The sequence below is a fragment of the Dyella sp. genome, assembly GCF_035685885.1.
Lineage (GTDB): Bacteria > Pseudomonadota > Gammaproteobacteria > Xanthomonadales > Rhodanobacteraceae > Dyella.
Genome location: NZ_DASRZX010000084.1, coordinates 1 through 14,622 on the forward strand (window position 1 = coordinate 1; position 14,622 = coordinate 14,622).

The window sequence follows — 14,622 nt, forward strand, 5'->3', positions numbered from 1 at the left end:
ACCCGAGCCGGTCAGCGTGCAGATCGCGGGGTACGACCCGACGATGCTCGCCGAGGCGGCGCGCTACAACGCCGACAATGGCGCGCAGATCGTCGACATCAACATGGGTTGCCCGGCCAAGAAGGTGTGCAACGTGTGGTCCGGCTCCGCCCTGTTGCAGGACGAGCCGCTGGTCGCGCGCATCGTGAAGGCCGTGGTCGATGCCGTGGACGTGCCGGTCACGCTGAAGATCCGCACCGGCTGGGATCGCCAGAACAAGAACGCGCTCACCATCGCCAGGATCGCCGAGGACGCCGGCATCGCCGCACTCGCCGTGCATGGCCGCACGCGCGCCGACAAGTACGAGGGCGAGGCCGAATACGAAACGATCGCCGCCGTGAAGGCAGCCATCCGCATTCCCGTGCTCGCCAATGGCGACGTGCTCACGCCACGACAGGCGAAGCACGTGCTCGATGTCACCGGCGCCGATGCGGTGATGGTGGGTCGTGGTGCGCAGGGTCGTCCCTGGATCTTCCGCGAGATCGCGCATTACCTCGCCACCGGCGAAACGCTGCCCGAGCCGACGCCCGCCGACGTGCGAGACATCCTGGTGCACCATCTGGAACAGCTCTATGCGTTCTACGGTGAGCTGCAGGGCGTGCGCATCGCGCGCAAGCACCTGGGCTGGTATGCGAAGGATCGCCCGGAGAATGCCGCGTTCCGCGACGTGGTAAACCGCGCCGAGAATGCCGCCGACCAGCTTCGGCTCACCCGCGATTATTTCGACGCGCTGCAGGAAGGCATCCGCCTCGCCGCCTGAAAAGCATCGAGCCGCTTTCGCGGCCCGATGACTGGACGGCTTACTTGGCCATCTGCAACTGGGTGGAACTGATCCAGCCCTTGTTGCCCATTTCGTCTTCCACTTCCCACATCGTGCCCTGCTTGTTGCCCGTGGGATACAGCGTCATGCCCACGCTGACGTTGCGCACGGCCGCACCGCCGCCGGCCTTGGCGAGGAGTTTTCCAGGCTCGATGACGGTAACCGACTGCCGTGCGTTGCTTTGCGCGGCATCGGCGGAGAGGCCACCCAACTGCGTGACCATGTCCGTGTAGGCCTGCAGATAGGCCAGCGTGATGACCTGGCCCACTTCGGTGTTGGCGTAGCCGCCGACACCTGCCGCACCCAGGCCGCTGCCGCCGAACAGCGCGCCGGCAGCGCCAAAGCCGATGTCGGTCTTCTTGGCGTTGCCTTCAACCAGGGCGACCTGCTCGGAAGAACGCACGTCAGTGAGCGTCAGCGTCACGTCGGCGGTCTTGGTGGAGAAGTTGATGTTGCTGGCCAGCGCACCGGCCTTGCCGCCGATGAGGCCGCCCAGCACGGCGCCCACCGCGCCGCCGCTGGCATTGCGATTGCTGGAGATGAGGTCGGGCACCATCACGTAGTCGGCCGCCTTGAGCTGCCCCTTGCCGAGGTTGGATTGGTTGCGCAGCTCGCCGCCCGAGGCCAGTTCGCGCTCGCGCATGGCGATGTCCATGCCCGCGCCGCGATCGACCAGGGTGAAGCAGCCGGATTTGCTGACGAACACCTTGATCAGCTTGCTCGGCGCCGGCAGTTGCTGGCCGGTCCACCAGTTGTTGGAGGCCTCCGGTTCGTTGACCGTGACCGTGCCCAGCTTCTTCGTGCAATGCGGGATTTCTGCCTCCTTCTGCGCGCGCTGCGTCTGCGCACTCTGGGTTGACTGCTTGATGTCTGCGGCGTTGCACCCCGTCAATGCGACCGTCAGGCCACACAGCGCCACCACCGCCAGACCCTGCTTCCTGCTCTTGTTCATTCCTGCTCCGTGCGTTGATCGAATCCGGGTCCGTTCGCCCATGCCGCCGGAACAGGACCCGGATGTGGCCCGATGGCATGCGTGATGGCGCGACGACAAGAGCCGCGCTTCACCGACCTGTCAGGTTGGCAGGCAGCCCTTGGGCTCGATATGTCCCCGGGGCGCGCGTTTGTGTCAGTGCAATCGCCTTGAATGGGGCGCGTGGGCTGATGCGCATCGCAACCCCTTGCGGCGATGCGCAAGGCATCATGGGCGTCGGCTCCTCCGCACGACGCCCATGCCTTCCACGCGATCCACCCACGCTGCATCAATGCGCGCCTGGCGATTGCCGCTGGTGGTCTTTGCGTGCGTTGCGGTATCCGGTTGCGAGGGCGCCTTGTTCGCCGGCCTCAATACCACTGATCAACGCCATGGCATCGACGAGCGCCACAACGTGGTGTTCGATGCCGAACATGCGCTCGCGCTCGACGTGTATGCGCCAGCACAAGCGAATCACGCGCCCGTGGTCGTGTTCTTCTACGGCGGCGACTGGGCACGCGGCGAACGCGCGTGGTATCGCTTCGTGGGATCGGCGTTGGCCGCGGAAGGCGTGGTGGCGGTGATTCCCGATTACCGCAAGGTGCCGCAGGTGGCGCTGGACGGCTTCATGGGCGATGCCGCCGAAGCGGTCGCCTGGACGCATGCACACGCCGACGAGTTTGGCGGTGCGGCGGACGATGTGTTTGTGATGGGCCATTCGGCCGGCGGCCAGATCGCGGCGTTGCTTGCCACCGATCCCGCATGGCTGGCCGCGCACGGCATGCGTCCGCGCGATCTCGCCGGCTTCATCGGCCTGGCCGGCTGCTACGACTTCGTTCCGGTGGACACGAAGGACAAGGACATGATCGCCGCGTTCGGCCGCACGCCAGACGCACAGCGCCGCGGGCAACCGGTGTCGCATGTGCAGGGCGGCGAGCCGCCCATGCTTTTGCTGCAGGGCGTGGATGACGATGAAGTCGCGCCGTCGAACGCCTTGTCCCTGGCGCGGGCCATGGATGCGCAGCACGAGGACGTGACCCTGAAGCTTTACCCGGGCGTCGGGCACGAGGCATTGCTGTTCGCGCTTTCCCGTCCGCTGCGCAGCGACGCACCCACGCTGCCCGATGTGCTCGCTTTCATTCACGCTCACCCCGCGGCACGCTGACCACGACCTCGCATCCACGCGGGGCGGCGTAGCTTCGACGTTTCCTCCGGCGCCAACGCGGGTGCCATCGTGAACAGCATCGTGACCGGCGAGTTTCCCTATATCCACGGCTTCTCGGCCGATGAGCAGTCGCGGCTGATCCGGCAGGCGCGCATGTTCGAAACCGTGCTGTTCAGCCACATCGATTACAGCGAGGCCACGCGGTTGCTGGAAGTGGGTTGCGGTGTCGGCGCACAGACGGAAATCCTGCTGCGCCGTTTTCCCAACCTGGACGTGACGGGCGTGGACCGCTCCGAGGCGCAACTGGCGGCCGCCGAGCAAAACCTCGCGCAGACCGCATGGTGCAGTTCGCGCTACACGCTGCAACAGGCGGACGCCACCGACCTGCCATTCCCCGATCGCAGCTTCGATGCGGCCTATTTGTGCTGGGTGCTGGAACACATGCCCAGCCCCGCGCGCGTCTTGAGCGAGCTGCGTCGCGTGCTGAGCCCGGGCGCGGTCGCGTATGTGACCGAAGTGCTCAACGCCTCGTTCTTCCTCGATCCCTATTCGCCCAACCTGCTGCGCTACTGGATGGCCTTCAACGACCATCAGTACGACAGCGGCGGCGATCCCTTCATCGGCGCCAAGCTCGGCAACCTGCTGCTGGCCGGCGGCTATCGCGACGTGCAGACCGAAGTGAAGAGCTTCCACCTCGACAACCGCCAGCCCGGCAAGCGCAAGCAGATGATCGAGTTCTGGCAGGAGCTGCTGCTGTCGGCGGCCGAGCAGCTGGTGGCCACCGGCAAGGTGGACACCGCGACGGTCGATGGCATGCGGCAGGAACTGCAGGCCGTGCGCAACGATCCGGACGCGGTGTTCTTCTTCGCCTTCGTGCAGGCACGCGCGCTGGTTTACTGAGCGGGTGTGGTGACGAAGCCATACTGCGCCAGCACCGGCTTGAGCGCGGCAATCCATAGCGCGTAGCCCGCCGGCACCATGTGCAGGCCATCGGGGCGGAACAGCTCCGGGCGCGGCCGGCCGCTGGCATCGACCATCAACGGCGCGATATCGACGAAGCGCACGTCCTTCTGCGTGGCGGCCCAGGCGCGGATCTTGTCGTTCGCCTGCTTCATGGTAGGCCACAGCGCCAGGCGGGCCATGCTGGGCTTGATCGATACATAGACCACCGGCACGCCGGGCACGCCCTGGCGCGCGCGCGCAACGAAGGCCTGGAACGCGGCCAGTACCTGGTCGGCCGAAGCGCCGTCGTTGATGTCGTTGTCGCCGGCATACATCACGATCAGGCGCGGCTTGTACGGCCATACGATGCGGTCGGCGTAGTAAGTGGAATCGGGAATGGCCGAACCGCCGAAGCCGCGGTTGATCACCGGGATGCCCGGGAAATCCTGCGCCAGCGACTTCCAGTAGTTGATCGACGAGCTGCCGATGAACAGCACGCCACCTGGCGCCGGCGGATGAGCGTGGTCGGCCGCGACGAAGGCCTCGATGTCCGGCGTCCAGTGCAGGGGTGGCGCGCTGTCGGCCAGGGCCGCGGATGAAAGCGAGCCGAGCAGCAGGAGCGCGGCCAGTACGCGCCAGATCACAGACGTCATCGTCGGTCCTCCGTGGGGAAAGCGGTCGGTCCCTGGATTATGTATGCCGCGACAGGTATCGCCAAACGCGCGTTGGCAGGCGACGCACAAGCCGTTTCCGGGTACCGGGGCCACCCGATCCGTCCCCGTGGGCCAACTGTTCGTCCCTGAGCCACCCCGCCTCATCACCTCAGGCTTGTGTGACCCGGGCGCTGGCGGAAAGTGGGCCTATCCCGACCTATACGGAGTCCGTCATGCGCCGTCGCGACCTGCTCAAGGCCACCCTCGCTCTGCCCCTGCTCCCGCTGGCGGCGCCCCCTTCGCTTGCCGCGGCTCGCGAGGCCATGGCCTCGGTCGGCAGCTGGCGCGCGCGCGTCCGGCCAGGGCAGCCCGGTTGGCCAACCGACGCGCAATGGGACGAACTGCGGCGGGCCGTCGGCGGTCGCCTCCAGCGCCTGCGCTCGCCATTCGACCCCGCGGCGGATGAGGCGGCCCGCGAGGAGGCGATGGCGCAGATCAAGAATCCCTATTACATCGGCGACGAGCCGGCGCTGACCCAGACCAGCGGCTGGGTGGACGCCTGGACCTCACGCCCCAGCGTCTACGCGGTGGCGGCCGAGCAGGCCTCTGATGTGGTCGCCGCCGTGAACTTCGCGCGCGAGCACCACCTGCGCCTCGTGGTGAAAGGCGGCGGCCACAGCTACCAGGGCACCTCGGACGCGCCCGATTCGTTGCTGATCTGGACCCGCCACATGAACGCCGTGACCCTGCACGACGACTTCGTGCCGCAGGGCTGCGAAGGACTGCAGGCACCGCTACCCGCCGTCACCGTGCAGGCGGGCGCGATGTGGGTGGATGCCTATGGCGCGGTGACCACAAAAGCCGGCCGCTACGTGCAGGGCGGCGGCTGCATGACGGTCGGCGTGGCCGGCCTGGTGCAGAGCGGTGGCTTCGGCAGCTTCTCCAAGAATTTCGGCTCGGCCTCCGGCAACCTGCTGGAAGCGGAGGTGGTCACCGCCGACGGCAAGCTGCGCGTGGTCAATGCGCGCCAGGACCCGGAGCTGTTCTGGGCGATCAAGGGCGGCGGTGGCGGCAGTTTCGGCGTCGTCACGCGGCTGACGCTGCGCACGCACGACCTGCCGGAGATGTTCGGCGCCGTGTTCGGCTTGATCCGGGCCGACTCCGACGACGCCTATCGGGCACTCATCGCGCAGGCCATGCGCTTCTACCGCGATGCGCTGTTCAACCCGCACTGGGGGGAGCAGATCGTGTTCCGTGGCGACAACTCCCTGCGCCTGTCGATGGTATTCCAGGGACTGGACCAGAAAACGGCGGAGCAGACCTGGGCGCCGTTCCTCGATTGGGTGCGCGACCGCAAGGACTGCCATTTCATGGAAGAACCCCGCGTCGTCGCCCTGCCGGCCCGGCATTTCTGGGACGCGGACTTCTTCCGCCTGCATGCGCCCCAGCTCATCGTGGCCGACGGCCGCTACGGTGCACCGCGCGATCGCGTGCTGTGGGCTGGCGACCAGGGCCAGGTGGCGCAGTTCATCCACGGCTATCGCTCGGGCTGGCTGCCACAATCGCTGCTCGATCCGGGCCAGCAGGACAAGCTGGTCGACGCGCTGTTCAACGCCACCCGCCACTGGGGCTTTTCGCTGCACTTCAACAAGGGCCTGGCCGGCGCACCGGCCGATGCGCTGGCACGCTCGCGCGACACCGCGATGAATCCGCAGGCACTGGAGGCTTTCGCGCTAGCCATCACCGGCGGCGAAGGCGACCCCGCCTTTCCGGGCATGCCGGGCGCGGGACCCGATCTGGCGAATGCCCGTTCGGAAGCCCACCGCATCGACGCTTCCATGGATGCGCTGCTCAAGGCTGCCCCCGGCGCCGGCTCCTACGTGTCCGAGAGCAACTACTTCGAACGCGACTGGCAAGCCTCGTTCTGGGGCGGCAATTACCGCCGCCTGGCCGCCGCCAAGCGCCGGTACGACCCCGACGGCCTGTTCTTCGTGCGCCATGGCGTAGGCAGCGAAGCTTGGAGCGACGACGGCTTCACCCGCCGCTGAGGCGCTTCCCCCGGCGCTCCCCGTCCCTGCGACCCGCCTGCGTTATGCTGACGGACTCCGGCCACCGCAGGGCGGCCGGAGTGACCCGTATTCCGGTGTCCGCAAAGGGCCGCAAAGCCGTCCAAACGGCTGAATCGGCATGAAATCGTCATGTCCCGCGGCCATGCTGAGGCTGCAAAGAGGGGATGGGCCGTGTATCATGCGCCACCCCTTTTATCTCTCTATCCGTAAGGAAGGATATAACCCGCGATGAGCAACTTCCTCTTCACCTCCGAGTCGGTTTCTGAAGGCCACCCGGACAAAGTCGCCGACCAGATCTCCGATGCCGTCCTCGATGCGATCATCGCGCAGGATCCGCGTGCGCGCGTGGCCTGCGAAACGATGGTGAAGACGGGCGTGGCGATCGTCGCCGGCGAAATCACCACCAGCGCCTGGATCGACCTGGAAGCGCTGACCCGCAAGGTCATCGTCGACATCGGCTACGACTCCTCGGAAGTCGGCTTCGACGGCGAGACCTGCGGCGTGCTGAACCTGATCGGCAAGCAGTCGCCGGACATCAACCAGGGCGTGGACCGCAAGAAGCCGGAAGAACAGGGCGCTGGCGACCAGGGCCTGATGTTCGGCTACGCGACCAACGAAACCAAGGACTACATGCCGGCTGCGATCTACTACTCGCACCGTCTGGTGGAGCAGCAGGCCAAGGTCCGCAAGAAGAAGAACTCGCCGCTGCCGTGGCTGCGCCCGGACGCCAAGAGCCAGGTCACCCTGCGCTATGAAGACGGCGTGGCAACGGCCATCGACGCCGTGGTGCTGTCGACCCAGCACGATCCGAGCGTGAAGCAGAAGGACCTTATCGAGGCCGTGCGCGAGCACATCCTCAAGCCCGTGCTGCCGGCCAAGCTGCTGCACAAGGGCACCAAGTTCCACATCAACCCGACCGGCAAGTTCGTGATCGGCGGCCCGGTGGGCGACTGCGGCCTGACCGGCCGCAAGATCATCGTCGACACCTACGGCGGCTGGGCACGTCACGGTGGTGGCGCGTTCTCGGGCAAGGATCCGTCGAAGGTCGACCGTTCGGCCGCCTACGCCGCCCGCTACGTGGCCAAGAACATCGTGGCTGCCGGCATTGCCGACCGCTGCGAAGTGCAGGTGAGCTACGCCATCGGCGTGGCCGAGCCGACCTCCATCTCGGTCACCACCTTCGGCACCGGCAAGATCGCTGACGAGAAGATCGAGAAGCTGATCCGCAAGCACTTCGACCTGCGCCCGTACGGCATCATCAAGATGCTCGACCTGGTGCACCCGATGTATCAGCAGACCGCCAGCTACGGCCACTTCGGCCGTACCCCGTACGAAGTGAAGGGTCCGGACGGCAAGACCTACACCGCGTTCTCTTGGGAAAAGACCGACAAGGCCGAGGCGCTGCGCGCCGATGCCAAGCTGAAGTAAGCGACACGCTTGCCTCGCATCGAAAACGGGTCGCGAAAGCGGCCCGTTTTTTTATGCCCGACCTCACTAGCCCGTCCCTTGCGGGAGCGCACCCTGTGCGAGACATCCTTTCGTCTCGGTCTTCACTGTTCGTCGCGCCGGCGCGGGCCGGGGCCTGGTAGCGTCAGTCCTTGGTGGTCGCGAAACCGCCAGATTGCTCGCGGTAGCGCTGGATCAAAGGCCAAAGTCACTGGACTCCTGCCTTCGCAGGAGTGACGGATAGGAAGGAACGAGGCGAAAGGCCTCGCGCACAGGGTGCGCTCCTGCAAAAAGTGCATGCCTTTCTGCCGTCCAACGAAAACGGGCCGCTTGCGCGACCCGTCTGCTGCATCTGCGATGTACCGCCCACCGCCTCACTTATCCGGCGACGATCCCACCGAGGCCACCTTCTGCGCGGTTGCCGCCTTGGGCGCCGGGCAGGTCACGGCCTTTTTCTTGGAGCAGCTGGCCGATCCACGTGCGGCGACCGCATCGGCCTTGCCGCGGCGATGATGGCGGCGCGAGGACGGGGTGGCGTCGGCCAGCGCGGTTGCCTTCGCACTGGACTTGCTGCGACTGCCCTTCGCTGCGGCCGGCACCATGCCCACCTGCGCCACCAGCTCGGCCGGCGTTTCGTGGTCATCGAAGCCGTCGTCCAGCAGGCGCGCCATCAGGCGATCGCGCGTGGCCGCACTGCGGCCGCCCAGCACCACGCTGAACAGGCGGCGGCCGTCCTTCGTGGCGGTCGATGCCAGGTTGAAGCCCGCCGCATTGGTGTAGCCCGTCTTGAGGCCGTCCATGCCGGGGTACTTGTCCATCAGGTTGTTGTGACCACGCACCAGGCGACCGCGGAACATGAATTCCTTGGTGGCGAAGTAGTGCGAGTACTGCGGAAACTCGTGGTACAGCGCCATCGCCAGCTTCGCCATGTCGCGGGCGCTGGTGGTGTCGTCGGGATCGGGCAGGCCCGACGCATTGGCGAAGCGCGTATTGCTCATGCCCAGCAGCTGGGCCTGCGCATTCATCATGTCGACGAAATGGCTTTCCGTGCCGCCCAGGCCTTCGGCGACAACCGTTGCGGCATCGTTGGCCGACTTGGTGATCATGCCCAGCACGCAATCTTCGACCGTGATGGTCTGACCGCTGCGCAGGTCAAGCTTGGTAGGCGCCTTGGAGGCGGCCCAGGAAGACACGGGCAACTCCTGGTCAACCTGCAGGGTACCGCTCCTCAACGCCTGGAAGGTGAGGTACAGCGTCATCATCTTGGTCAGCGATGCCGGGTGGGCCGCTTCATCGGGATTGACGGCAGTAATTACCTGGCCATCGGTATCGTCCACGACGATGGCGGAGGAGCCCGCATGTGCGGTGCCCATGGCACTGCCGGCGACATACACCAACAGTGCGATCAGGCCACCGCGCCAGGTTACCCCCCTGGCCGGCGTTACGGACTTGATAGCCACCCCGTTACCTCGCTTCCATCTCGCCGCTAACAGGACGTTGCGAAACCCTTCACTCGCGACGCCAGCCATGGGCATAGACAATACTTGAATTAACCGACATAAGTCCATGTTTCCATGGGCGATAAAACAGTGGCGGCGCTTTGGCGCCGCCTTTACGTAGATTTCACAGTGAATGTTTTGTCTACGTTGCCAGTCGAGTTTGCCCGCAAAAGACCGAAGGCGAAAGGCTTTTTTCCTATCGGCGCCATGAGAATTCCCTTGAGCGCCGTTAACGCTGCTCGCGGCGGCCAGCGAGCCATCGCTTCGCTAGAATGAGCGGATGTCCCTGATCCAACTCCAGCGCGTCGACTTCAGCATCGGCGGTCCGCTCCTGCTCCAACAAGTCGACCTCACCATCGGAGCCAACGAACGCGTATGCATCGTTGGCCGCAATGGCGAGGGCAAATCCACCCTGATGAAGCTGATTGCAGGGGAACTCAAACCCGACGACGGCGAACTGCGCGTGCAGAACGGCATCGTTGTGGCGCGCATGGCACAGGAGGTTCCACAGGACACTTCTGGCAGCGTGTTCGACGTCGTTGCCGAAGGTCTTGGTGATCTCGGCCAGTTGCTTGCCCGCTACCACCATCTGCTTGCCGAAGGCGACATGGATGCACTCGGCGATGTGCAGGCGCAGATCGAGGCCCGCCATGGCTGGGATCTCGATCGCCGCGTCAATGACGTGCTGACTCGCCTTGAATTGCCTTCGGACACCGATTTCGCCGCGTTGTCCGGCGGCATGAAACGTCGCGTGCTGCTGGCGCAGGCACTGGTGCGCAAGCCCGACGTGCTGTTGCTGGACGAACCGACCAATCACCTCGACATCGAAGCGATTGGCTGGCTCGAAGGCTTCCTGCGCCAGTTCGCCGGCAGCATCGTGTTCGTCACGCATGACCGTAGCTTTCTTCGTGCATTGGCAACGCGCATCGTCGAAATCGATCGCGGCCAGCTCACCGACTGGCCGGGCGACTACGACAATTATCTTCGCCGCCGCGAGGAACGCTTGCACGCCGAAGCGCAAGCGCAAGCCTTGTTCGACAAGAAGCTCGCGCAAGAAGAAGTGTGGATTCGCCAGGGCATCAAGGCACGCCGCACGCGCAACGAAGGCCGCGTGCGTGCACTGAAGGCGCTGCGCGTGGAACGCTCACAGCGTCGCGAGCTGTCCGGCAACGTGAAGATGACGCTGGCCAACGCGCAGGCCTCGGGCAAGAAAGTCATCGATCTCGAACACGTGCACCAAAGCTATGGCGGCCGTGTGCTGATCGACAACCTGAGCACCGCGATCATGCGCGGCGATCGCGTCGGCATCGTCGGCCCCAATGGCGCAGGCAAGAGCACGCTGCTGAAGATCATGCTGGGCGATCTCAAGCCCGAGCGCGGCCACGCCACGCTCGGCACTGGCATCCAGATCGCCTACTTCGACCAGCATCGCGTGCAGCTCAACGACGAGCTCAACGCACTGGACAATGTCGCGGAGGGCCGCGAGTACATCGAACTCAACGGCTCGCGCAAGCACATCATCGGCTACCTGCAGGATTTCCTGTTTTCGCCCGAACGCGCGCGCGCGCCGATCACGCGCCTCTCCGGCGGCGAGCGCAACCGCCTGCTGCTCGCCAAACTGTTCGCGCAACCGTCCAACCTGCTGGTGATGGACGAACCGACCAACGATCTCGACGTGGAGACGCTGGAACTACTCGAAGAATTGCTCACCGAATACCAGGGCACGCTGCTGCTGGTGTCGCACGATCGAGAATTCCTCGACAACGTGGTGTCGAGCACGCTGGTACTCGAAGGCCATGGCCGGGTGGGCGAATACGTGGGCGGCTACAGCGACTGGCTCCGCCAGCGGCCTGCCGCGGCAGTGGCGTCCACCGCGAGGGCGGCTGAAACGAAGGCCACCCCCCCGGCCGTTGCGGTGCCTGCCGAGCCGAAGAAGAAGCTGAGCTACAAGGACGCACGCGAACTGGAGCAATTGCCGGCGCGCATCGAAGCACTGGAAACGGACATTGCCGCGCGCACCGACGCCATGAACGATCCGGACTTCTTCCGCCAGGATAACGCTGCGGTATTGAAGGCAAACGAAGCTCTGGCGTCGTTGCAGCGTGATCTTGATGCAGCGTACGTGCGCTGGTCGGAATTGGACGGCTAAACGGGCGTTCGTGCCCCATCCTTTGTGGGAGCGCACCCCTGTGCGCGAACGCAGCGCAATGGGAGCGCCGCGCCGTCAGGTTTTCGCGCACTGGGTGCGCTCCTACAACAGAGGAGTGCCTCGGCTCAGGCCCACTCAACCCGTGTTCTGCAAACCCTGCGATACGCCGTTGACGCACGCGACCAGTGCCGTCAGCAATGCATCGTCGCTCTCGCCGCCATCGCGCCAGCGCTTGAGAAGATCCACCTGCAACAGGCTCATCGGATCGACATAGGGATTGCGCAGCCCGATGGATACCGCGAGCCGCGGCTCGTGCTGCAGCAGGCTGTCGCTCTGCTTCAGGCGCGTCAGCCAATGTCGCGTGCGTTCGAACTCGTCGCGAATGAGGCCGAAGAACGGCTCGTGCAAGGGGCCAGAGAGTCGCGAGAAAGCCTCGGCGATATCGAGGTCGCTCTTGGCCAACACCATCGCCACGTCGTCCAGCGCATTGGTGAAGAAGGGCCAGTCGCTGGCCATCTCGATCATCCCGGCCTCGCCAAACTCGGCCACGCCCGCCTCAAGCGCCGTACCCAGACCATACCAACCCGGCAGGATGGAGCGGCACTGGGTCCACGCGAACACCCAGGGAATCGCGCGAAGATCCTGCACACCGCGCATGCTGCGGCGACGCGAAGGACGTGATCCCAGCGTCATGCGCTCGATCACGTCGATAGGCGTGGCACTGCGGAAGTAGTCAACGAAACCCTCGCGATCCACGAATGCGCGGTAGTGCTTGCGGCTGCGCACAGCCAGGGCAGTCATGCGTTCGCGCCAGAGGTCTTCCCGTTGCTCCTGCACGCGAGGCCTCAGCGACGCACGCAGCACGGCACCCACGGTTTGCTCCAGGTTGCGCAAGGCGAGCGCGCGGATGCCGTATTTGCGGTGGATCACCTCGCCCTGCTCGGTGATGCGCAGCACGCCGGCCACCGAGCCACGCGGTGAGGACATCAGCGCCGGCGCGATGCGCGATCCGCCGCGACTGGCCGATCCGCCGCGACCATGGAAGAACGACAACCGGACACCGGACTCCGCCGCCACTTCAAGCAATTCCACCTGGGCGCGCTGCAACCCCCAGCGCGAGGCCAGGGTGCCGCCATCCTTCCCGCTGTCGGAGTAGCCCAGCATCACCCATTGCCGGCCACCGCGCGAAGCCAGGTGCTCGCGGTACACGGGATCGTCAAGCAATGCACGAAGCGTGGCCGGCGCATTGGCAAGGTCATCCACAGTTTCGAACAACGGCGCGATATCCAGCGGCACGCCGCCCTGCTCGACCAGGCCCCCACAACGCGCGAGCGCCAGCACCGCGAGCACGTCCGCCGCCGAGCGGGCCATGCTGATGATGTAAAGACCCAATGCCTCGGCGCCGTAACGATCGCGCGAATCGCGCAAGGTCGCGAAGACATCGCGCAACGACTTGACCGTGTCGTCGTCGTTGGGCGGCAGCGCACGCTCGCCTCCCGCGAAGGGACGCAGGCGTTCCGCCTTGTCTTCCACCTCGCGCGTCGCCCACTCGGCATCCTCCAGCAGCAGCGCCAACGCATCATCGTGCACGCGCGAATCCTGCCGGACGTCGAGCCGCGCCAGGTGGAACCCGAAGGTCCGCACGCGCCAGATCAGGCGCTGCACGGCATAGGCACCCGCATGCAGGCCGCGATGGTCGACCAAGCTGGAGGCGACCAGATGCAGGTCGTCCAGCAGTTCCTCCACGGACGTATAGCCTTCCGGATGGTCGTCGTCGTGCGTCGCATCCAGGCGCGCCCGGATGATCGTCAGCAGGCTCCGGTAAGGCATGTCCGCGTGGCGCGGTCGCACCTTGGCCGCTGCTTCGGGAAAACGTTCGCGGTAATCGAGCAGCCGCTTGGCCAGCTCGCTGTCCACGCCGGTCCTGTCTTCGGTCTGGCTCAGCAATCGCGCCAGGCTGCCAATGTCCTCGACGTAATGCTCGAGCACATGCGCGCGCTGGGTGGAAAGGCTGTTGGCAATCGTGGCCGCGCCCACGTTCGGGTTGCCGTCCATGTCGCCGCCGACCCACGTGGCGAAGCTCAGCAACCGGGGCAACGGCACGGCCACGCCGTAGACGCTTTGCAAGGCATCCGCCAGCGACTCGTACAGCGCCGGTGCGATGCGGTAGATCGGATTGGCGAGATAGAAGCCGACGTGGTGATGTTCGTCCTGCACGGTGGGACTGATCGGCGACGCCTCGGCCGTCTGCCAGCCAGCGCTCAATGCCATGAAGATGCGATCGTCGTCTTCCTTGCGCTCCTGCGGCGTGCGCGTAGGATCGAAGTTGTCGACCAGCGCCCGCACGATGGATTGCTCCTTCTCCAGCAGCGAGCGACGCACTGCTTCCGTGGGATGCGCGGTGAACACCGGTTCCACCTGCAGCCGCTCCAGCCATTCGATCAGCTCGCCAGCCTCCACGCCCTGCGCCTTCAGGCGCGTCAGCGCATCGAGCAGCGATTCGGGTTGCGGGGCCCCGCCCTCGCGCTGGTAGTCGCGACGACGGCGGATGCGATGGATGCGCTCGGCGATGTTCACCACCTGGAAGTACGCGGCGAATGCGCGCGCCAGCGCCTCCGCATGATCCGTTTCCACGCCGGTCAGCAGTCCTGCGAGCACGTCCAGCGGAAGATTTTCCTGGCGACGTTCGATCGCCGCCATGCGGATGCGCTCGACCTCGTCGAGGAACGCGGGGGAAATCTGTTCGGCCAGCATGTTGCCAACGAGCGCACCGAGGCGACGGACGTCTTCGCGCAAGGGCGCATCGTGCGGAGCGAACTCAGGACTGCGGTGCTGGTTCATCGATGCCACGGTGTGGATGTCTGGACGTC

The 14,622-nt window shown here is 65.6% G+C and carries 10 protein-coding genes; 6 read left to right on the forward strand and 4 right to left on the reverse strand.

Going from position 1 to position 14,622, the window contains the following annotated elements; all coding sequences use genetic code 11:
• Nucleotides 1-799 (forward strand): tRNA dihydrouridine synthase DusB (gene dusB / locus VFG49_RS10240; protein ID WP_324860099.1); only part of this gene is annotated, 799 nt, incomplete at its 5' end.
• Nucleotides 800-839: 40 nt separating this feature from the next.
• Here dusB and VFG49_RS10245 read toward each other — a convergent pair.
• On the reverse strand, nt 840-1,811 hold the full coding sequence (locus tag VFG49_RS10245; RefSeq protein WP_324860101.1) for a CsgG/HfaB family protein: 972 nt from the start codon (nt 1,809-1,811) through the stop codon (nt 840-842).
• Between the two features lie 277 nt (nt 1,812-2,088).
• Between VFG49_RS10245 and VFG49_RS10250 the strand changes: the two genes are divergently transcribed.
• Both VFG49_RS10250 and VFG49_RS10255 read left to right on the forward strand, forming a co-directional pair.
• Complete coding sequence (locus VFG49_RS10250; RefSeq protein WP_324860103.1) at nt 2,089-2,994, forward strand: alpha/beta hydrolase; 906 nt, start codon at nt 2,089-2,091, stop codon at nt 2,992-2,994.
• Nucleotides 2,995-3,072: 78 nt separating this feature from the next.
• Entirely contained in the window at nt 3,073-3,894 is an 822-nt protein-coding gene (locus tag VFG49_RS10255) for a methyltransferase domain-containing protein (RefSeq protein ID WP_324860156.1), read from the forward strand.
• Here the strand turns inward: VFG49_RS10255 and VFG49_RS10260 are convergent.
• Nucleotides 3,888-4,589 (reverse strand): GDSL-type esterase/lipase family protein, encoded by a 702-nt coding sequence (locus VFG49_RS10260; protein ID WP_324860105.1) that lies wholly within the window; start codon nt 4,587-4,589, stop codon nt 3,888-3,890. The genes VFG49_RS10255 and VFG49_RS10260 overlap by 7 nt on opposite strands.
• A gap of 233 nt (nt 4,590-4,822) precedes the next feature.
• Between VFG49_RS10260 and VFG49_RS10265 the strand changes: the two genes are divergently transcribed.
• Together VFG49_RS10265 and metK are read left to right on the forward strand one after the other, a co-directional pair.
• Nucleotides 4,823-6,637 carry an FAD-binding oxidoreductase gene (locus VFG49_RS10265; RefSeq protein WP_324860107.1) on the forward strand — a complete coding sequence of 605 codons (1,815 nt, stop codon included), beginning with the start codon at nt 4,823-4,825 and terminating at the stop codon, nt 6,635-6,637.
• 249 nt (nt 6,638-6,886) lie between these two features.
• Nucleotides 6,887-8,086 (forward strand): methionine adenosyltransferase, encoded by a 1,200-nt coding sequence (metK, locus tag VFG49_RS10270; RefSeq protein ID WP_046972210.1) that lies wholly within the window; start codon nt 6,887-6,889, stop codon nt 8,084-8,086.
• A 392-nt stretch (nt 8,087-8,478) separates the two neighbouring features.
• Here metK and VFG49_RS10275 read toward each other — a convergent pair whose 3' ends face one another.
• Nucleotides 8,479-9,564, reverse strand: coding sequence for a D-alanyl-D-alanine carboxypeptidase family protein (locus tag VFG49_RS10275; RefSeq protein WP_324860111.1), 1,086 nt, complete (start codon nt 9,562-9,564; stop codon nt 8,479-8,481).
• 319 nt (nt 9,565-9,883) lie between these two features.
• Here VFG49_RS10275 and VFG49_RS10280 point away from each other — a divergent pair, with 319 nt between their 5' ends.
• Nucleotides 9,884-11,752 (forward strand): ATP-binding cassette domain-containing protein, encoded by a 1,869-nt coding sequence (locus tag VFG49_RS10280; RefSeq protein ID WP_324860113.1) that lies wholly within the window; start codon nt 9,884-9,886, stop codon nt 11,750-11,752.
• 135 nt (nt 11,753-11,887) lie between these two features.
• Here the strand turns inward: VFG49_RS10280 and ppc are convergent, their stop codons facing one another.
• Nucleotides 11,888-14,593 (reverse strand): phosphoenolpyruvate carboxylase, encoded by a 2,706-nt coding sequence (gene ppc, locus VFG49_RS10285; RefSeq protein ID WP_324860115.1) that lies wholly within the window; start codon nt 14,591-14,593, stop codon nt 11,888-11,890.
• Nucleotides 14,594-14,622 lie beyond the last annotated feature (29 nt).